At 39.9% G+C, this 18,629-nt stretch carries 18 protein-coding genes and 1 pseudogene; all 19 read right to left on the bottom strand.

Annotated features, from left to right (window positions below; all coding sequences use genetic code 11):
- A partial coding sequence (locus ACFX4R_RS18165; protein ID WP_377570030.1) for a ribonuclease J occupies positions 1–1,533 on the bottom strand: 1,533 nt, incomplete at its 3' end.
- Between the two features lie 194 nt (positions 1,534–1,727).
- Positions 1,728–2,600 carry a 4-hydroxy-tetrahydrodipicolinate synthase gene (gene dapA, locus ACFX4R_RS18160; RefSeq protein WP_097824491.1) on the bottom strand — a complete coding sequence of 291 codons (873 nt, stop codon included), beginning with the start codon at positions 2,598–2,600 and terminating at the stop codon, positions 1,728–1,730.
- Between the two features lie 75 nt (positions 2,601–2,675).
- Complete coding sequence (dapG, locus tag ACFX4R_RS18155) at positions 2,676–3,908, bottom strand: aspartate kinase (RefSeq protein ID WP_013084757.1); 1,233 nt, start codon at positions 3,906–3,908, stop codon at positions 2,676–2,678.
- A gap of 39 nt (positions 3,909–3,947) precedes the next feature.
- On the bottom strand, positions 3,948–4,991 hold the full coding sequence (gene asd / locus ACFX4R_RS18150) for an aspartate-semialdehyde dehydrogenase (protein ID WP_013058824.1): 1,044 nt from the start codon (positions 4,989–4,991) through the stop codon (positions 3,948–3,950).
- Between the two features lie 191 nt (positions 4,992–5,182).
- Positions 5,183–5,788 (bottom strand): dipicolinate synthase subunit B, encoded by a 606-nt coding sequence (locus ACFX4R_RS18145; RefSeq protein ID WP_025750286.1) that lies wholly within the window; start codon positions 5,786–5,788, stop codon positions 5,183–5,185.
- Entirely contained in the window at positions 5,788–6,687 is a 900-nt protein-coding gene (dpaA, locus tag ACFX4R_RS18140) for a dipicolinic acid synthetase subunit A (protein WP_013058826.1), read from the bottom strand. Before dpaA ends, ACFX4R_RS18145 begins: the two co-directional genes overlap by 1 nt.
- A gap of 188 nt (positions 6,688–6,875) precedes the next feature.
- Complete coding sequence (locus ACFX4R_RS18135) at positions 6,876–7,142, bottom strand: YlmC/YmxH family sporulation protein (protein WP_016765372.1); 267 nt, start codon at positions 7,140–7,142, stop codon at positions 6,876–6,878.
- Positions 7,143–7,240: 98 nt separating this feature from the next.
- The gene (locus tag ACFX4R_RS18130) at positions 7,241–8,485 is read right to left on the bottom strand and encodes a M16 family metallopeptidase (RefSeq protein WP_028411394.1); all 1,245 of its coding nucleotides are present in this window, start codon (positions 8,483–8,485) and stop codon (positions 7,241–7,243) included.
- A 28-nt stretch (positions 8,486–8,513) separates the two neighbouring features.
- Positions 8,514–9,494 carry a polysaccharide deacetylase family protein gene (locus ACFX4R_RS18125; protein ID WP_016765374.1) on the bottom strand — a complete coding sequence of 327 codons (981 nt, stop codon included), beginning with the start codon at positions 9,492–9,494 and terminating at the stop codon, positions 8,514–8,516.
- A gap of 142 nt (positions 9,495–9,636) precedes the next feature.
- A complete protein-coding gene (gene pnp / locus ACFX4R_RS18120; RefSeq protein ID WP_013084762.1) occupies positions 9,637–11,763 on the bottom strand; it encodes a polyribonucleotide nucleotidyltransferase in 2,127 nt (708 codons plus the stop codon).
- A 168-nt stretch (positions 11,764–11,931) separates the two neighbouring features.
- Positions 11,932–12,201 carry a 30S ribosomal protein S15 gene (gene rpsO / locus ACFX4R_RS18115; RefSeq protein ID WP_013058831.1) on the bottom strand — a complete coding sequence of 90 codons (270 nt, stop codon included), beginning with the start codon at positions 12,199–12,201 and terminating at the stop codon, positions 11,932–11,934.
- 149 nt (positions 12,202–12,350) lie between these two features.
- The gene (gene ribF, locus ACFX4R_RS18110; protein WP_043976521.1) at positions 12,351–13,307 is read right to left on the bottom strand and encodes a bifunctional riboflavin kinase/FAD synthetase; all 957 of its coding nucleotides are present in this window, start codon (positions 13,305–13,307) and stop codon (positions 12,351–12,353) included.
- A 28-nt stretch (positions 13,308–13,335) separates the two neighbouring features.
- Positions 13,336–14,253, bottom strand: a complete 918-nt coding sequence (truB, locus tag ACFX4R_RS18105) for a tRNA pseudouridine(55) synthase TruB (RefSeq protein WP_043976518.1) — start codon at positions 14,251–14,253, stop codon at positions 13,336–13,338.
- Positions 14,254–14,345: 92 nt separating this feature from the next.
- On the bottom strand, positions 14,346–14,711 hold the full coding sequence (gene rbfA / locus ACFX4R_RS18100) for a 30S ribosome-binding factor RbfA (protein WP_013058834.1): 366 nt from the start codon (positions 14,709–14,711) through the stop codon (positions 14,346–14,348).
- Between the two features lie 14 nt (positions 14,712–14,725).
- Positions 14,726–15,004 carry a DUF503 domain-containing protein gene (locus tag ACFX4R_RS18095; protein WP_016765375.1) on the bottom strand — a complete coding sequence of 93 codons (279 nt, stop codon included), beginning with the start codon at positions 15,002–15,004 and terminating at the stop codon, positions 14,726–14,728.
- Positions 15,001–16,869, bottom strand: a pseudogene (gene infB, locus ACFX4R_RS18090) (translation initiation factor IF-2); the annotation flags it as partial. The pseudogene infB and the gene ACFX4R_RS18095, both read right to left, overlap by 4 nt.
- A gap of 22 nt (positions 16,870–16,891) precedes the next feature.
- Positions 16,892–17,191, bottom strand: a complete 300-nt coding sequence (locus ACFX4R_RS18085) for a YlxQ family RNA-binding protein (protein WP_377570027.1) — start codon at positions 17,189–17,191, stop codon at positions 16,892–16,894.
- Complete coding sequence (rnpM, locus tag ACFX4R_RS18080; RefSeq protein WP_013058838.1) at positions 17,191–17,472, bottom strand: RNase P modulator RnpM; 282 nt, start codon at positions 17,470–17,472, stop codon at positions 17,191–17,193. The genes ACFX4R_RS18085 and rnpM overlap by 1 nt, the downstream gene beginning before the upstream one ends.
- 13 nt (positions 17,473–17,485) lie before the next feature.
- Complete coding sequence (nusA, locus tag ACFX4R_RS18075) at positions 17,486–18,598, bottom strand: transcription termination factor NusA (RefSeq protein WP_013058839.1); 1,113 nt, start codon at positions 18,596–18,598, stop codon at positions 17,486–17,488.
- Positions 18,599–18,629 lie beyond the last annotated feature (31 nt).

Here is an 18,629-nt window from a genome sequence, read left to right as displayed (position 1 = left end):
AATTTGCTGAACAATCTTCGTTGCTTCTTCTAAAAGCTTTTCTGATTCTCTTACATAGACGAATCCGCGCGAGATGATTTCTGGCCCCGCTACTACCGTTTTTTGGCGTTTATTAATCGTAACTACTACCGTTAAGATTCCGTCCTGTGACAGCAGCCTGCGGTCTCTTAGAACGATATTTCCAATATCACCGACGCCTAGTCCATCAATGAGCGTATTTCCTGCTTGAATAGAACCGCTAGGGTACATGCGAGCATCTTTAAACTCAATTCGCTCACCTTTTTCAAGCAAACAAATATGATCTTCTGATATTCCTAATTGACCGGCCAGCTTTGCATAAGCTTTTTGTTTTCGATACTCTCCATTCACAGGCATGACATATTTCGGCTTTGTTAAGTTAATCATAAATTTTAATTCTTCTTGACTGCCGTGTCCGGAAGCCTGCACTTTCTTCTGAGCAAACACTACGCTTGCTCCTAAACGAAAGATGACGTCAATTGTTTTTGAAAAGGTCGTTTCGTGCCCCGCCACAGGTGTAGCAGCCAGCAGGACCGTGTCATCTTGTTTGATTTGAATAAATTTATGGGACTGTTTAGCCATTCGAGTAAGACCTAAAATCGGCTCTCCGTGATGACCTGTTGTTAAAATAACCGTTTCATGTTCTGGAAGATCTTTTAGCTTTTGCACAGGAACAATTAAATCCTCAGGCAGCTGCAAATGTCCAAGTTTTGCTGCAATATCAATGATTTTCAGCATATTTTTTTCCATAACGATCAGGTTACGGCCGTGCTGATATGCGGCATGAATGATTTGCTGAATACGGTGCAGATTGGAACTGTATGCAGCAACAATGATTCGACCTTTGCTTTTATAAAAAGCGTCGGTAATATTTTGTCCAATGACGGCTTCGGAAACTGTATAGCCCGGCTTATCCGCATTTGTACTGTCTGAAAGCAAACACAGGACGCCTTGTTCCCCAATGGCAGCCATTTTTCCAATATCAGCGCTTTGAATGCTGACTGAATTTTGATCAAATTTAAAATCACCTGTATATACAATCGCACCTTGATTTGTTTGTAAACAAATACCGACTGAATCTTGGATGCTGTGCTGCGTTCTGAAAAATGAAATATCTACTCCTTCAAACGATAAAACCGTTGACGAAGTGATAGGATGTAAAGCTTCATATTTTTTAATTCCATATTCTTTTAACTTTTCTTTGATAAGTGCTAGCGTTAATTCTGTACCATATACAGGCACATCCAATTTTTGAAGTATAAAGGGAATAGCGCCAATTTGTTCTTCGTGTCCATGAGTAACAAATATGCCTTTTACGTTCTGCTGATTTTCTACTAAATATGTAATGTCCGGAATGACAATATCAATTCCTAACATTTCCCCTCCCGGAAACTTTGATCCTGCATCTAACACATATATGTTTTCATTGATTTCCACCACATACATGTTTTTTCCAAGTTCTCCGACTCCACCCAAGGCTGAAATTTTAATATTTTCTGTCTTTTCTAGTACCATAAGCTCCTCCTACTTACTTTCACCCGTACAATTTCATTTGCTTACATTATAACTGAAGTAAGAATTGGAATACAAGAAATTTCATTCGTCTATTTCCGTCATCTGCTCTTCTATTATCTTATAAGAAAAAAACGTCTCTTCATCGACTCGTATATACGGTCAATGAAGAGACGTTTAAAAAACATACTTATAGCTTATAGCGTATTTAATGTGCTGACTAACGTTTGACGTTCTTCTTCCGTTAACGGAACTAAAGGTAATCGTACCGATCCTACGTCTAACCCTTTTAGCTGTAAAGCCGTTTTAACAGGCGTTGGACTTGGAGCCGCAAAAAGAGATTTCATAACAGGTACAATACGCTGATGAATTTTTGCTGCTTCCTTCGGATTTCCTGACTCATACAGCTTAACCATCTCTTGCATTTCATTCCCAATAATGTGAGAGGCAACAGAAATAATACCAGTTCCTCCAACTGCTAGTACCGGTAGTGTTAAACCATCATCACCGCTGTATAAAGCAAAATCATCGCTTGTTTGTGCGATAATAGCTGTCATTGCGTCAAGATCTCCGCTTGCATCTTTTAACGCTACAACATTTGGCAGTTCAGCTAGGCGTACAATTGTATCAACAGACATATTGATCACGGATCGCCCTGGAATATTGTATAACATGACAGGCAGCTCTGTACTTTCAGCAATTGTTTTAAAATGCTGATATAAGCCTTCCTGATTCGGCTTGTTGTAATAAGGTGCTACAATCATAATCGCATCTACGCCGATTTCTTCTGCCTTTTTCGTTAATTCAATTGATGCATACGTATTGTTGCTTCCTGTACCAGCCACAACAGGTACACGGCCATCTACTACCTTTACTGAGTGGCGGAACAGCGCCAGCTTTTCTTCTGTTGAAAGCGTAGGAGATTCACCCGTTGTTCCTGCAATAACCAACGCATCCGAACCGTTGCTGATTAAATAGTTAATAAGCTGCGTTGTTTTTTCAAAATCAATATTTCCTTTATGATCAAAAGGCGTTACCATCGCTGTTGCGACTTTCCCAAAATCAATCATGTTTTCACTCCTTGAAATTGCATTATCCCTATTCATGTAATGAACCGTTAGCTTATAGCTAACGGAACATGTAGTTTATCTCTTTTGCGGTGCTTTTGACAAGTCAAAGGCACCATGAAGAGCATTAACGGCTTTCTTTAAATCCTCTTCTTTTACAAGCACCCAAATCGTCGTATGGCTGTCAGCAGATTGTAAAATCTGAATACCTTCGCCAGAAAGGGCTGTAACAATTTTAGAGGTAACACCAGGCACCCCTGCAATTCCTGCTCCAACCGTTGACACTTTGGCACAGTTGCGAATAACAGCCGGCTCATAACCTAGCGCATGAAGCACATCAATCGCTTTGTCAGTTGCTTCATCTGTTACCGTATATACAACACCCTTCGGTGAAATATTGATAAAATCTACGCTGATTTTTTCTTGTGCCATTGCTTTGAATACTTCTGCTTGCGTATCATAATGGCCTTCTTTACTAAAAACTTTAATTTGAGTGACGTTGGAGACGTGCGCGATGCCTGTTACAAGGCGTTCTTGCACATCGCTGCCACGCTGCTGTGCTTCACCTTGAGATGTAACGAGCGTACCTGTTGAATCAGCATACGTGGAACGGACGCGCATCGGCACTTTGGCTTGCATGGCAATCTCTACGGCACGTGGGTGAACTACTTTTGCACCTTGATAAGCCATGTTGCATATTTCGTTATATGTGACAACGGATAGCGGTCTTGCATCTTCTACAATACGCGGGTCCGCTGTCATCACACCTTCTACATCTGTGAAAATGTCAATGTAATCAGCCATAAGGGCTGCACCTAAAGCTGAAGCAGATGTATCGCTGCCTCCGCGTCCAAGCGTTGTTGTATCACCTTCAGTAGTTGCCCCTTGAAAGCCTGTTACAACAACTACATCGTATTCTTCTAATTCTTTTAACAAACGGTCGCATTTCATTTCTAGTATCTTAGCATTGGTAAAATCATCATTCGTCACAAACCCGGCCTGTGCACCGTTTAACGCTGTAGCTTTAATACCATTTTCGTTTAATAAATTCGTAAACACTACCGATGAAATTAATTCTCCGCATGCCATAAGCATATCAAGCTCACGTTTATTAAGAGACGCTTTATTTCCATCAACAAGTGAAAGCAATGTATCCGTTGCATACGGCTCACCTTTTCGTCCCATTGCCGATACAACAACGACTACTTTGTAACCCTCACTTAATGCATTATTTAAATGATAGATTGCTCTCGCTCTTCCTTCTTCGTTACGAACGGAAGTTCCTCCAAATTTTTGGACGATTATTTTCATACTTACACCTCATCATGTTCCGAGACACTCTGGTTGCGCTTATTTTACTAAGCTAAGCTTAATAAGTGATTCTGCAATTTGTACAGAATTCCAAGCTGCACCTTTTAACAAGTTATCAGAAACGATCCACATATGGAAACCGTTATCGCGATCTAAATCTTTACGAATACGGCCGACAAACACATCTCGTTTACCTACACAATCTGCTGGCATTGGATATACTTGATTTTCTGGATCATCTTGCAATACGATACCAGGTGCATCAGCCAATAAATTTTTCACATCAGCTACCGTTACACCGTCTTTTTCAATTTCAATGTACACTGACTCTGAATGACCTGTTACAACCGGTAGACGAACACAAGTAGCAGCTACTGGCAATTCAGGCATGCTCATAATTTTCTTCGTTTCATTAATCATTTTCATTTCTTCAAATGTAAAACCGTTATCTTGAAATTTATCAATTTGCGGAATGGCATTAAAAGCAATTTGATAATGTTTTTTATCTCCACCAACCGGTAAAATTTCCGGTGTAAACTCTTTTTCTTCTAAAATAGCTTTGGCTTGTTCTTTTAATTCATTAATTGCAGCAGCGCCTGCTCCAGAAACAGCTTGATACGTTGATACTAGCACTTTAGATAAGCCGTATGTTTCGCGTAATGGCTGTAATGCTGCAACCATTTGAATTGTAGAGCAGTTTGGATTAGCAATGATTCCGTTATGTGCGTGTAATGCGTCTTCATTCACTTCCGGCACAACTAACGGGACATTTTCATCCATTCGATAAGCGCTTGTGTTGTCTACAACGATTGCTCCGCGTTTTACTGCCTCTGGTGCAAGTGCTTTTGAAATGCTCCCGCCTGCACTGAATAAAGCAATATCTACGCCTTCAAAGCTATCAGGAGTTGCTTCTTGCACAACAACTTCTTCTCCGTTAAACAACACTTTTTTACCAGCTGAACGAGCTGAAGATAATAACGTTAATTTACCAACTGGAAAATTACGCTCCTGTAGGGTTTTAATCATTTGTTGTCCTACTGCACCTGTTGCTCCTACTACTGCTACATGTAATTCTCTTGTCATTTTAATACCGCCTCCAACAATTTTCAACTACTCAACATTTATCTGCATATACTGACTATTTTAACATATTATTATGCTTCATTGCGTCAAAGAAGAGAAGATTTTTAAAATCTTCTCTTCTTTGAGATTGAGAGTTCTCTTACAGCCGCAGTATTGAATAGATTCATGCAACAGCAAGAGGCATATATGTCCTATGACTCTTGACCGTCGCGGAACCTTTCGACAATAACAGGCTGAATCTGTTTATCTTCAAGCGCTGCGTACACCGTGTCTGATAACATCGTCATACGCGCTACCATTGAATTCGGCTTAAACACCGGGTCATCTTGACCAAATGGAATAAAATAAATATTTTTAGTCGCCATTAGCCTCATTAAGTTTACACCATTTAGCCCTAGTGCGTCATTAGTCGAAATTCCCAGTACCACCGGCTTATTATTACGAAGCGTTGCTTTAGCTGCCATGAGTACCGGAGATTCAGTCATTGCATTTGCAAACTTACTCATCGTATTCCCAGTGATTGGGGCAACCACCATACAATCAAGCGGAATTTTCGGTCCTAGAGGCTCTGCTTTTACAATTGTATTGATGACGGCGTGACCCGTTAATTCCTCAATTTTTTTCACCCAGTCTTCTCCATCTCCAAAACGAGTATTTGTGGATTGTACAGTGTAAGAAACGACCGGTAACACTTCTGCTCCCAAATTAACAAGCTTTTCAATTTCCGGCATAACCGCATCATACGTACAGTGAGATCCCGTCAAGCCGAATCCTATTCTTTTACCTTTTAATGACATTATTTTTTCTCCTCTCTCGCATCCGCAGCGTCTTTTAATAAATTCACTAATACATTAGCGACAATCTGACCTGCTGTTTTTGGAGCCACAATTCCTGGAAGACCAGGTGCTAAAATAGCTTTAATTCCTCGTTTTTCCGCATAGCGGAAATCGGTTCCTCCAGGCTTTGAAGCTAAATCAATAATGAGCGCATGGGTCGGGACATTAGATAATGTCTTAGCCGTTAAGATGGGGTATGGAATGGTGTTAATACATATATCACTATCAGCAATTTCTTTATCGAGTTCAGAAAGATAGAAAGGTTGCAAACCCATTTCAGCAATACGTGCTAAATGTTCAGATTTTCTAGCTCCTACTTTTACATTGGCACCGAGTGCAGCAAAGGACCTCGCCACGCTCATTCCTACTCTTCCTAAACCTAGAACAGAAATATTTGAACCGTGAATGGTAAAATCCGTATGTTGAATAACAAGCATGATGGTACCTTCAACAGTAGGAATAGAGTTATAAATTGCTACATCATCACGCTCAAATAGCTGAACGAGTTTACGGTTTGTCGTTTTGACTAATTCGTTTAAATACCCATTGCTAATACCAGAATAAATAATGCAGTGCTCAGGCGTTTTTTTAAGTATTTCTTCAGTCAGCACTACTTTTTCATTTGAAAAAATAGTATCTACTTGCCCTTCGTGATTTGTTCCAGGCACTGGAAGGATGATGGCGTCAACATCTGAAAAATCCAGCTCCTCTATCTGATATTTCGTCGCACCTGTAAAACCATGATCTAGCTGATCAAAACCAATAAGAGAGGTTTTTGCATCTAATTGAATTAATTTTCGAATGACTTCAAGCTGCCTAGCATCACCGCCAATTACAGCTATGTGCAAATCCGTTAACATGTTTCATTTTCACCTTCTTTAACATTAAATAGATGTATCTTTCGCTTAAACCATCGAGATGTAAAGTGCTATCATTACGCCCTAGAATGCCTATTGCTTTTCTTCAACATACTATGTAAACACACAGGAATCGGTGAATCTTTATCCCTGAAAATAAAAGAAACGAGATGCAGGAAGCATCTCGTTTCTTATTTTGTTGACTGATTGTTTATGTCTTCTAGCTGCTGGACATTTACAATCACCATATCTGTACCAATTTTTTCGATATTCCCCCACGGCACTCGCACTTCATCTCCTTGCTTTCGAAACCCAAACCACTTCACAGATGGAATAATAAGCGCATTAATTTGTCCCGTATGTTCATTAATTTCAAGATCCGTTTGCCCTAAAATACCCAAACGCTCTGCTCGCTTAACATCTACAATTTCTTTTCCACTCAGTTCGCTTAATCTCATAGAATCCCTCCTTTCATCTAATTTATTGAACAACCGTACAAAAAATGACAAAAAAATAAGGCTGGCTCAATTATTTTAGCCAACCTTACTTTTACTGTTTAATTTCCTTTAAAACCTTTAGGTAAATCTCCACTCGGGCTTATTAGCGAAAGAGCAAATTCATCTTTGAAAATATCTCGCGCAAGACCATTTACACTATCTTTAGTCACGGCATTAACAAGATCTAAAATCTCATCTAATGAACGGTGATAGCCTAGCATTAACTCATTTTTTCCGTTTCTGCTCATACGGCTATTTGTACTTTCAAGGCTCAGCATTAAGTTTCCTTTCAGCTGCTCTTTGCTGTTAGCAAGTTCTTTATCCGTAATCCCTTTGTCTTTCAAATCATAAAGCGTTTCTTGAACCGTATCATATAATACGTCGAGCTGATGGCTTCCCGTTCCCCCATAAATCGTGACAAGACCGCTGTCTCGATAAGAAGAATGATAAGAGAAAACAGAGTAAGCCAAGCCGCGCTGTTCGCGAACTTCTTGGAACAAACGACTGCTCATACTTCCACCAAGCACGTTATTTAATACAATTAAGCTATATACATCTTCTCCGCCGATTGGCAAACCTTTAAAGCCAAGGCAAAGGTGAGCTTGTTCAGTCTCCTTTTTGCGCGCAATATGATTTGTATGGAACTCTGGCTGAACATATTGATGAGCGGAGTGACTTGACGTATATGTACCAAAATAGTTTTCCACCTGCTGAATAAAACTTTCATCAATGTTTCCAGCTACTGAAATAACGATGTTTTCGGGAATATACATTTGCTCCATATACTGACGAAGCGAATCACCGTTAAATGTTTTTAACGTATCTTCCGTTCCTAAAATTGGATAGCCTAATGGATGATTGCCATATACGGCTTTTCCTAATAAATCGTGTACAATATCATCAGGTGTATCTTCATACATTTTAATTTCTTCATATACAACATTTTTTTCACGAGCTAATTCCTCTTCATCAAATGAAGAATTAAAGAACATATCCGCCAGCACATCGAGCGCTTGATCTGCATGTTCATCTAATACTTTTGCATAGTAACACGTGTATTCTTTAGAAGTGAATGCATTTACTTGTCCGCCAATGCGGTCGAAGCTTTCTGCAATTTCACGAGCAGATCTTGTTTTTGTTCCTTTAAAAAACATATGTTCAAGAAAATGTGATACACCATTAATTTCAGGGTGTTCACTTCGAGAACCCGTTCCGATCCACACCCCAATGGCCACAGATCGAACAGTTGGGATATTTTCCAATACAATTCTTACACCATTTTTGCACGTATATCGTTTTATCAAGCTAGTGCCTCCCTTTTGCTTATCTCACTTACTTCTTAGTAGAAGAAGGTATTTTCATCATTCGTTCTTCATCTAGCATTGTTGACACATCGCTAACTTTGAGGCCTTTGCGTTCAATATCGGTTAACAATTGGTCAAGCGATTCAGCCGTTGATTCAGTCGGGTGCATCAGTACAATAGCCCCTGGGTGAATCTTTTTCATTACTCGATTAATTAACACTTCTGAACTTGGCTTTTGCCAATCGATTGTATCAACCGTCCACATGATGGTACTCATTTTTAACTGAGAAGCAAGCGTTACTACTTCGGGGCGAAAACTGCCGCTCGGCGGAGCAAACCATTTTACTTTTTGTCCCGTAGTAGACGTAATAATATCATTCGTTTTTTTAAGCTGCTGATTGATTTGACTAGCCGATAAAGTGGCCATATCAGGATGAGAATAAGAGTGGTTTCCTACTTCATGCCCTGCGTCTACAATCATTTTTGCCATATCTGGATTATTTTTAACCCATTTTCCTTCTAAAAAGAAAGTTGCTTTAGCATGGTGCTTTTTTAGCACTTCTAACATTTTAGGCAAATACTCGTTCCCCCATGCTACGTTCACTGTAAACGATACCATAGGCTTTTCATCGTGTCCACGGTAGATAGGTTCCTGTGGTAAATCCTTCAAGTGAACCTTTGGTCTAACCTGTTTGTACACTAGTTTTTTTTCATCAAATTTACCCGCAGGTTTCATATTTTTATAAGAAGCAGCAAGATCAACTTTTATGCCGTTATAGCCAGGAACCCGTTTCCAAACGGGATCGATTCGTGCATTCGCTGCCGGCTTTTCATAATCTTTTGCTTTTTCTTCAATCTTTTGATATAACGCATCATGCTGAGCTGATACAAGTTGTACATCGGATTTAAGTGCTTCTATATATGCTTCAGCAAAAGGATTATAAATAGATTTATATGTAATTGCCAGTAAAAATAGAAATGCTGTAAATTGCACAATGGTTCTCTTCACTTATCCTTCCCCCTTTACCATTTAAAATATGTATAAAGGGGACAAGGTAGAACAAACATCTACAAACGATAAAATCGCCCTACACATGGATTTTCTTCATGTATGGACGATTTCACAATATCTATATAGTAGTAAAAGAAGATTATTTTGTTTCTTTTGCTTTTTCTTCTTTTTCTTTTTGTTCTTTTAAAATTGCTTTACGAGATAAGTTAACGCGGCCTTGTTTATCAATTTCCATAACCTTAACTAGAATCTCGTCGCCAATTGATACAACGTCTTCCACTTTTCCAATACGCTCTTCTGCAAGCTCTGAAATGTGAACAAGCCCATCTTTTCCGCTGAAGATTTCTACAAATGCACCGAATTTTTCAATTCGTTTTACTTTTCCTAAGTACATTTGGCCGACTTCAACTTCGCGTACAAGATCTTCAATAATTTTCTTCGCTTTTTCATTCATTGGCTGATCAATAGAAGAAATGAAGATTGTACCATCTTGTTCGATATCAATTTTAACGCCTGTTTCTTCGATGATTTTATTGATTTGCTTACCGCTTGGTCCAATAACATCACGAATTTTATCAGGGTTAATAGCCATTGTAAGGATCTTAGGCGCATATTGAGAAAGCTCTTGACGAGGCGTAGCAATCGTTGACATCATATGATTTAAGATCTGCATACGGCCTTTTTTTGCTTGTTGAAGGGCTTCGTCTAAAATTTCACGAGATAACCCGTCAATTTTAATATCCATTTGAAGCGCAGTTACTCCATTTTCCGTACCTGCTACTTTAAAGTCCATATCTCCTAGGTGATCTTCCATTCCTTGAATGTCCGTTAGAATCGAGTAGTGTTCACCTGATTTGATCAGACCCATGGCAATCCCTGCTACAGGTGCTTTAATTGGAACCCCAGCATCCATCATTGCAAGCGTACTTGCACAAATACTCGCTTGTGAAGTAGAACCGTTTGACTCTAATACTTCAGATACAAGACGAATTGTATAAGGGAAATCTTTTTCATTTGGAATAACAGGCTCAAGTGCACGTTCACCTAGCGCACCATGTCCAATTTCACGACGACCCGGTCCGCGCATCGGTCTAGTTTCACCAACACTAAATGAAGGGAAGTTATAGTGATGCATGAAGCGTTTAGATTCTTCTACACTTAAACCATCTAAAATTTGCACATCGCCAAGTGCACCTAATGTACAGATGCTAAGCGCTTGAGTTTGTCCACGCGTAAATAATCCAGATCCGTGTGTACGAGGAAGCAAGTTTGTTTCAGAAGAAAGTGGACGAATTTCGTCAATACTACGGCCATCAGGACGCACTTTTTCTTCTGTGATCAAGCGACGCACTTCACTTTTAACAAGCTTCGATAAAATTTCATTCACTTGATTTAGTACTTCTTCTTCTACATCTTGCTCTTCAAATTTTGCAGCTACTGCGCTTTTCACTTCTTTAATCGCATTTTCGCGCGCATGCTTTTCTTGAACTTGAACGGCACGGTTCATGTCACCTTCTGCAATTTCGCGAACTTGACGCTCAAGGTCAGCATCCACAGTATAAAGCGCAACTTCTACTTTTTCTTTGCCTACTGCTGCTACAATTTCTTCTTGGAACGCAATTAACTTTTTAATTTGTTCGTGTCCAAACATAATTGCTTCTAGCATTACTTCTTCCGGTACTTCATCAGCGCCTGCTTCAACCATGTTGATCGCATCTTTTGTACCAGCAACCGTTAGATGAATATCGCTTTTTTCAAGCTCATCTACCGTTGGGTTTACAACAAATTCATTGTCTACACGGCCTACGATTACGCCTGCAATAGGACCTTCAAATGGAATATCAGATACTGATAATGCTAATGAAGAACCGAACATTGCCGCGATTTCTGAAGAACAGTTTTGATCTACGCTCATTACAACGCTGACAACTTGAACTTCGTTTCGGAAACCATCTGCGAATAAAGGACGAATCGGACGGTCGATTAAACGGCTAGCCAAGATTGCTTTTTCACTTGGTCTGCCTTCACGCTTAATGAATCCACCTGGGATTTTACCGACTGCATATAAACGCTCTTCATAGTTTACTGTTAACGGGAAGAAATCTACATTTTTAGGCTCTTTTGAAGCCGTTGCTGTACTTAATACAACTGTGTCTCCATAGCGGATTAATGCTGCGCCATTTGCTTGTTTTGCCAACTGGCCAACTTCAACTTCTAGCTTTCGTCCAGCTAGATCTACGGAGAACACTCGTTTTTCTTGTTCCATATCGACGAGTACCCCTCTCTACATATAAAATATGTATGTAATCAAATGTGATAGTTTTATTATAAACGAAATATCCAAAAACAATAGCTTTTTTCACATTATGTAGCATCTTTAATGTTTCTTAAATGTACATACTAAAAAAGCGGGAATGCTCCCGCTTTCTTCTTATTATCGACGTAAACCAAGTTTGTTGATTAACTCACGATAACGAGTAACGTCTTTGTTACGTAGGTAGTTAAGTAAGTTACGACGTCGACCTACCATTTTTAAAAGACCACGACGTGAATGGTGATCCTTTTTATGAGTACGTAAGTGACCGTTTAGATTGTTAATTTGCTCTGTTAGGACAGCGATTTGAACTTCTGGAGAACCAGTGTCGTTCGCATGAGTTTTGTACTCACTAATGATTTCATTTTTACGCTCTTGTGTGATAGCCATCCTATTCACCTCCTTATTATTAAACCCCAGTTACCGAGCAAAACGTTGGTGAATCGTAATGCCAAGCAATGGTTGTTTTACATACAAGTGTTATGTTACTACTTATTAGAACAAAAAGCAAGTCGTAGCAACTATTTATATATATTTTTTTATTTCTTATGCTTTTGAATTCCTTCAAAATAAGCAAGGGCTTCTTCCTTGTCCCTTGAGATCTGACCGACAAGCTCTTCGATGCCACTGAACTTTTTTTCTGAACGAATCATTCGGTGCCATTTCACCGTTACGTGCTGATCGTAGATTTGCTCGTCAAATGATAATAAGTGGACTTCGATTGTTGGCTTTTCTAAATTATCATGAAAAGTCGGCTTATAGCCCACGTTGCATACTCCTGCATACCACTTGCCGTGGAGCTGAAGCTCAACAGCATACACGCCGATGCGCGGAAGTAAATACTCATCGTCTAAAGCGATGTTAGCAGTCGGAAAACCTATTTGCCTGCCTCGCTTTTCTCCATGAGTCACTGTACCTGACACTTCATAATAGCGCCCAAGCAGCTCTTTTACTCGATGCATGTCTCCATTTGCTAAATTTTCGCGAATGAGCGTTGAACTAATTTTTTCTTCGCCATTTGTTAACTTATCAATTGTTGTTTGAGTGAATTTTGATCGAGAATGAAATGGTAGTATTTCCATTGTTCCTTTACCTAACTTTCCATACGTATAGTCAAATCCAGCTACCACATGCTGCACATTCAGGCCAATAATATACTGATCAACAAACTCTTGAGGCAATAGTGCTGCAAACTGTTTATCAAAATGAACGATATATAAAAAGTCAATTCCCATTTCCTCAATGAGTTTCTTTTTTTCTTGAAGTGGTGTGATCATATCAATGTGCTGCACATTGCGCCCAAGCACCACAGAAGGGTGAGGAGTAAACGTCATCACAGCACTAGCTATGCCTTTTTCATCCGCTAACTGTTTTGCTGAATTTATCACTTGCTGATGCCCTAAATGCACACCATCAAAATAACCAAGCGCTAACACTGATTGTTGAACAGCTTCTCGTTGAAAGTGGTGTGGATGTCGAATTTCAATCGTTTCCAAAACACAGTTCACCTTTTCCCTAACCGGTCTAGTCGATTGCCAACACTTTAACCGGCTTCATTAAATGTTTTTTCGTTGGGTGCTGAGCATAAATTGCTAAGCACTTGCCTGCTGAATTTATCATTAAAAAGAATGGTTCTTTTTTTAACTCTTCATCTTCTGTGCACGGCAATACCGCGCCATTTTTCACTTTCTCTGCTAATGTATCACTAATTTGAAGTTTCGGCAAATGATTAAGAGCTTCTTCGATCGAATGCAGTTTCTCATTGATCGTTTCTTCTTCTACCGCCCGTTCAATATCTTCAAATGTCACACAATCTTCCAGTGAAAACTGCCCTGAACCCGTTCGCTGCAAATAAGACATATGAGACGGATAGCCAAGTGCTTCTCCAATCATCACAGCAAGCGTTCGCACATATGTACCTTTGCTGCACGTTACGCGGAATTTGAAGGAAATTTGTTCTCCCTCAAATATAGCGCGATCGTCCAGCAGTTCAAAGTTATAGATATGAATGGTTCTAACAGGGCGCTCTACTTCGATTCCTTGCCTTGCATATTCATATAGCTTTTTACCTTTGACCTTTACCGCAGAGTACATTGGAGGCACTTGCTGAAGTTCTCCTGTCATCGAAGACAGCACTTCTTCGATTTGAGCACGTGAAAAAGAATCCACTACTTTCTTTTCTTCTACAACCTCTCCGGAAGAATCTTCTGTTGTTGTAGAAAATCCGAGTGTAACTTCTCCTTCATAGGTTTTAGTAGCTCCTGTTAGATACTCTACAATTTTAGTAGCTCTACCGATACAAATAGGCAATACCCCTGTAACGTCTGGGTCTAATGTGCCTGTATGCCCTACTTTTTTGGTGCGAAGCAGCTTTCGGACTTTAAACACACAGTCGTGCGAAGTCAGGCCAGCTGGTTTATGTAAAATTAAAACACCGTCCACTCATTCTTCATCTCCTTTTCATTTAAAAAAGGGTGTCTCAGAAGCAAAAACCACTTTTGAGACACCCTTTTTTGTTTCTACATTCACCGATCTTATTCGTTCTCTTGATGGTCATCGCTTTCTTTTTTAATTTCATGAAGCAATGATTCAATTCGATTACCATAATCAATTGATTCATCAAACTCAAACGTAATTTCAGGTGTTTTACGTAAGCGAATGCGCTGACCGATTTCTGAGCGGATAAATCCTTTTGCTTTCGCAAGGCCTTTTAACGTATTCTCACGCTGTTCAGCATCTCCTAAAACAGAGATATACACTTTCGCTTGCTGTAAATCGCCTGATACTTGAACATCTGTTACAGTCACAAAACCGATGCGCGGATCCTTGATTTTACGATTTAAAATCTCGCCCATCTCTTTTTTCATTTGTTCTCCGACTCTAGTTGCTCTTATGTTCATCTGTGTCACCCCTTTTATAACCAATCAAAAGTTGTAATGGTACGTTCAATCTCTGGAAAAGAATCAATCAAGCTTAGCGCTTTTTGCAGTTCTTGTTCCGTTGTGACACGGCTAGATGAGACTGCGACAATGCTAATTTTTGTTCGTTGCCACACATCTTGAAAATCAGTTTCTGAAACTGATACGTTAAACCGCTGCTTCAAGCGCATCAAGATGCGCTGAAGCACGGCACGTTTTTCTTTAAGAGAAGCAGCATTGTAAATTAAGCATTCACACTCCACTAGTCCAATCATTTAGGATCAATTTGCTCCATTACATATGCTTCAATAATATCTCCTTCTTTAATATCATTGAAGTTTTTAATTGTAATACCACACTCATATCCTTGAGCGACTTCTTTTGCATCGTCTTTAAAGCGTTTTAGCACATCTACTTCACCTTCAAAGATAACAATTCCGTCACGAATTAAACGAATTCCACTGTTACGTGTAATTTTACCGTCTGTTACGTAACTTCCTGCGATTGTACCAACTTTTGATACTTTGAATGTTTGACGTACTTCCACTTGACCGATGATTTTTTCAGCAAACTCAGGATCAAGCATTCCTTTCATCGCAGATTCAATTTCTTCAATTACTTTATAAATAATGCGGTGAAGACGAATATCTACGTTTTCTACGTCAGCTGTACGTTTTGCTCCAGCATCCGGACGCACGTTAAAGCCGATAACGATTGCGTTAGAAGCAGTTGCAAGAATGATATCAGATTCTGTAATCGCACCTACACCCGTATGGATAATACGAACATTTACACCCTCTACATCAATCTTTTGAAGAGCAGCAGCCAATGCTTCTACAGAACCTTGTACGTCTGCTTTTACGATAAGGTTTAAGTCTTTCATTTCACCTTGTTTAATTTTTTCAAATAAATCATCTAAGCTTACGCGAGATTTTTCACCGCGCTGTTGTTCAAGCTGCTTTTGAGCACGAGCTTCTCCGATTTGACGAGCTGTTTTCTCATCTTCAAACACTAAGAAACGATCTCCAGCTAACGGAACTTCGTTTAAGCCAGTAATCTCAACCGGAGTAGATGGTCCTACTTCCTTCACACGGCGGCCGATATCATTTACCATTGCGCGAACGCGGCCAAACGTATTCCCGACTACGATTGGATCACCTACGCGTAGTGTACCAGTTTGAACAAGAAGCGTTGCTACAGACCCACGGCCTTTATCTAGCTGTGCTTCTACAACTGTACCTGCTGCACGACGGTTAGGATTTGCTTTTAACTCTTCTACTTCACTTACAAGTAAAATCATTTCAAGCAATTGATCGATCCCTTCACCTGAAATGGCTGAAAGCTTACAGAAGATTGTTTCTCCGCCCCACTCTTCAGCTACAAGGCCGTGCTCCATTAGTTCTTGCATAACGCGATCTGGATTTGCTGCTTCTTTATCCATTTTGTTAACCGCAACAATAATTGGCACTTCTGCCGCTTTTGCGTGGTTAATCGCTTCAATTGTTTGAGGCATTACACCATCGTCTGCTGCAACAACAAGGATGGTAATATCCGTTACTTGCGCACCGCGAGCACGCATCGTTGTAAATGCAGCATGCCCTGGTGTATCAAGGAATGTAATTTTCTTTTCGTCAACCACAACTTGATAAGCACCGATATGCTGCGTGATACCGCCTGCTTCTGCAGCCGTTACTTTTGTGTTACGGATAGAGTCAAGAAGCGTTGTTTTACCGTGGTCAACGTGACCCATGATTGTAACAACTGGAGGACGCACTTGAAGGTCTTTTTCGTCATCAATGATTTCTAATGATTCAAAAGCAGTGTCATCTACCACTACTTCTTCTTCAACTTCTACACCGTATTCTCCGGCAATTAGTTCGATAGAATCTTTATCTAACTCTTGGTTAATTGTTGCCATTACACCAAGCATAAATAGTTTTTTAATAATTTCAGAAGGCTCTTTGCCTAATTCTTTTGCTAATTCAGAAACCGTTAAGCTTCCGACAAACGTTACTTTTTCCGGTAACTCTTTTGCAGCTGCTGGAGCTGGTCTACCTTTTGGTGCCTGTGACTTTTGTGCCTGTGGCTTTTTGTTACCTTTATTGTTTCCTTTGTTAGCTGTTGATTTTGTATTTTTATTCAATACTTTCACCCCCATAAAATTAACCGAGCATCGTTGCTAGCTTTTTAGCAAATCCCTCGTCCATCACGGCTACTACAACTCGAGCTTCTTTACCAATCGCTTGACCTAGCGTATAGCGATCGGGAACGATTTTAACCGAAACGTTATAGTAAGAACATTTATCCGTTACTTTTTTCTTTGTGTTTTCAGACGCATCGCTTGCTAAAAGTACTAACTTTGCTTTTTGTTTCCGAACTTCTCTAACCACAAGTTCTTCTCCAGAAATCAATTTTCGTGCACGGTTTGCAAGCCCTAAAAAGGAGATCCATTGTTCATTCATTAGCGTGACTGTTTCTCCTTTTCTACAAGCGCTAGCAACTCTTCATAAACCGCTTCATCTATTGACGCGCCTAAATGTGTCGAAAGCACATTTTTCTTTTTTGCCAATAAAATTGCTTCTTTATCCTTGCTTACATAAGCTCCGCGCCCGGACTTTTTACCCGTTACATCAACTGAAACGTCGCCTTCTTTTGAGCGTACAACGCGTACTAGCTCTTTTTTAGGCTTCATTTCTCCAGTGGCCACACATTTTCGCATCGGGACTTTTTTACGATTGTTCACCTTGGCTCACCTCTTATTCCATATCTTCATCTGAATCAAATGCATGTTGACTTACTAGCATATCATCGCTGTTTTTTACAACCATGCCTTCTTGTTCAGCTTCTGATTGACTTTTAATATCAATTTTCCAGCCTGTCAGCTTAGCAGCTAGACGTGCATTTTGTCCACGTTTACCAATTGCAAGTGACAGCTGATAGTCAGGAACGATAACAGTTGTTGCTTTTTCATTTTCATCTACAATCACATCTACTACCTTAGATGGACTTAAAGCGTTGGCAACAAATTCAACTGGATCATTTGACCAGCGAACGATGTCAATTTTTTCACCTTTTAGTTCATTTACAACAGCCTGTACGCGCTGACCTTTTGGCCCAACACAAGAACCGACCGGATCTACTTCAGCATACTCAGAATGAACAGAGATTTTTGAACGGTCTCCAGCTTCGCGAGCTACTGATTTTAATTCAACTGTACCGTCATAGATTTCCGGTACTTCTTTTTCGAAAAGACGTTTTAAAAGACCTGGGTGCGTACGTGAAACATAGATTTGCGGGCCTTTTGTTGTTTTTTCTACTTTCGTAATATACACTTTAATACGATCATGAGGTTTATACTGCTCATTTGGCATTTGCTCGCTTTGAGGAAGCAATGCTTCAATTTTGCCAAGGCTCACATAGATGAAGCGAGAATCTTGACGCTGAACAATACCTGTCATAATATCTTCTTCGCGATCGCTGAACTCTGAATAGATAACGCCTCGTTCCGCCTCACGAACACGCTGTGTAACAACTTGTTTTGCTGTTTGGGCCGCGATGCGTCCAAAGTCTTTTGGCGTTACTTCGATTTCAACCACATCGTCTAGTTGGAAGTTAGGGTTGATTGTTTGTGCTTCTTCAACCGAAATTTCCAGGCGTGGATCATATACTTCATCAACCACATCTTTGCGAGCAAACACGCGCATTGAACCTCTTTCTAAATTTAAATCAACGCGTACGTTTTGCGCTTGGTTAAAGTTGCGTTTGTAAGCAGAAATTAGCGCTGCTTCAATTGCTTCAATAATTACATCTTTGCTAATGCCTTTCTCTTTTTCAAGAATGACTAAGGCATCAAATAACTCACTGCTCATCGTTGGATAATCCCCCTTTAATATTGGCCCC

It is taken from the genome of Priestia sp. YIM B13490 (assembly GCF_042787735.1).
In the GTDB taxonomy this organism is placed as follows: domain Bacteria; phylum Bacillota; class Bacilli; order Bacillales; family Bacillaceae_H; genus Priestia; species Priestia megaterium.
This window is presented reverse-complemented; position numbering and strand designations above follow the sequence as displayed.

Coding starts and splice junctions, on each gene's coding strand:
- dapA (WP_097824491.1), bottom strand. CDS start 2,600: ATGATTGATTTTGGGAAAGTCGCAACAGCGATGGTAACGCCTTTTGAT.
- dapG (WP_013084757.1), bottom strand. CDS start 3,908: ATGAAAATAATCGTCCAAAAATTTGGAGGAACTTCCGTTCGTAACGAA.
- asd (WP_013058824.1), bottom strand. CDS start 4,991: ATGACAAGAGAATTACATGTAGCAGTAGTAGGAGCAACAGGTGCAGTA.
- ACFX4R_RS18145 (WP_025750286.1), bottom strand. CDS start 5,788: ATGTCATTAAAAGGTAAAAGAATAGGATTCGGCTTGACGGGATCTCAC.
- dpaA (WP_013058826.1), bottom strand. CDS start 6,687: ATGTTAACGGATTTGCACATAGCTGTAATTGGCGGTGATGCTAGGCAG.
- ACFX4R_RS18135 (WP_016765372.1), bottom strand. CDS start 7,142: ATGAGATTAAGCGAACTGAGTGGAAAAGAAATTGTAGATGTTAAGCGA.
- pnp (WP_013084762.1), bottom strand. CDS start 11,763: ATGGAACAAGAAAAACGAGTGTTCTCCGTAGATCTAGCTGGACGAAAG.
- rpsO (WP_013058831.1), bottom strand. CDS start 12,201: ATGGCTATCACACAAGAGCGTAAAAATGAAATCATTAGTGAGTACAAA.
- rbfA (WP_013058834.1), bottom strand. CDS start 14,711: ATGAACATAAGAGCAACTAGAGTCGGAGAACAAATGAAAAAAGAGATG.
- ACFX4R_RS18095 (WP_016765375.1), bottom strand. CDS start 15,004: ATGATTGGACTAGTGGAGTGTGAATGCTTAATTTACAATGCTGCTTCT.
- ACFX4R_RS18085 (WP_377570027.1), bottom strand. CDS start 17,191: ATGAATGAACAATGGATCTCCTTTTTAGGGCTTGCAAACCGTGCACGA.
- nusA (WP_013058839.1), bottom strand. CDS start 18,598: ATGAGCAGTGAGTTATTTGATGCCTTAGTCATTCTTGAAAAAGAGAAA.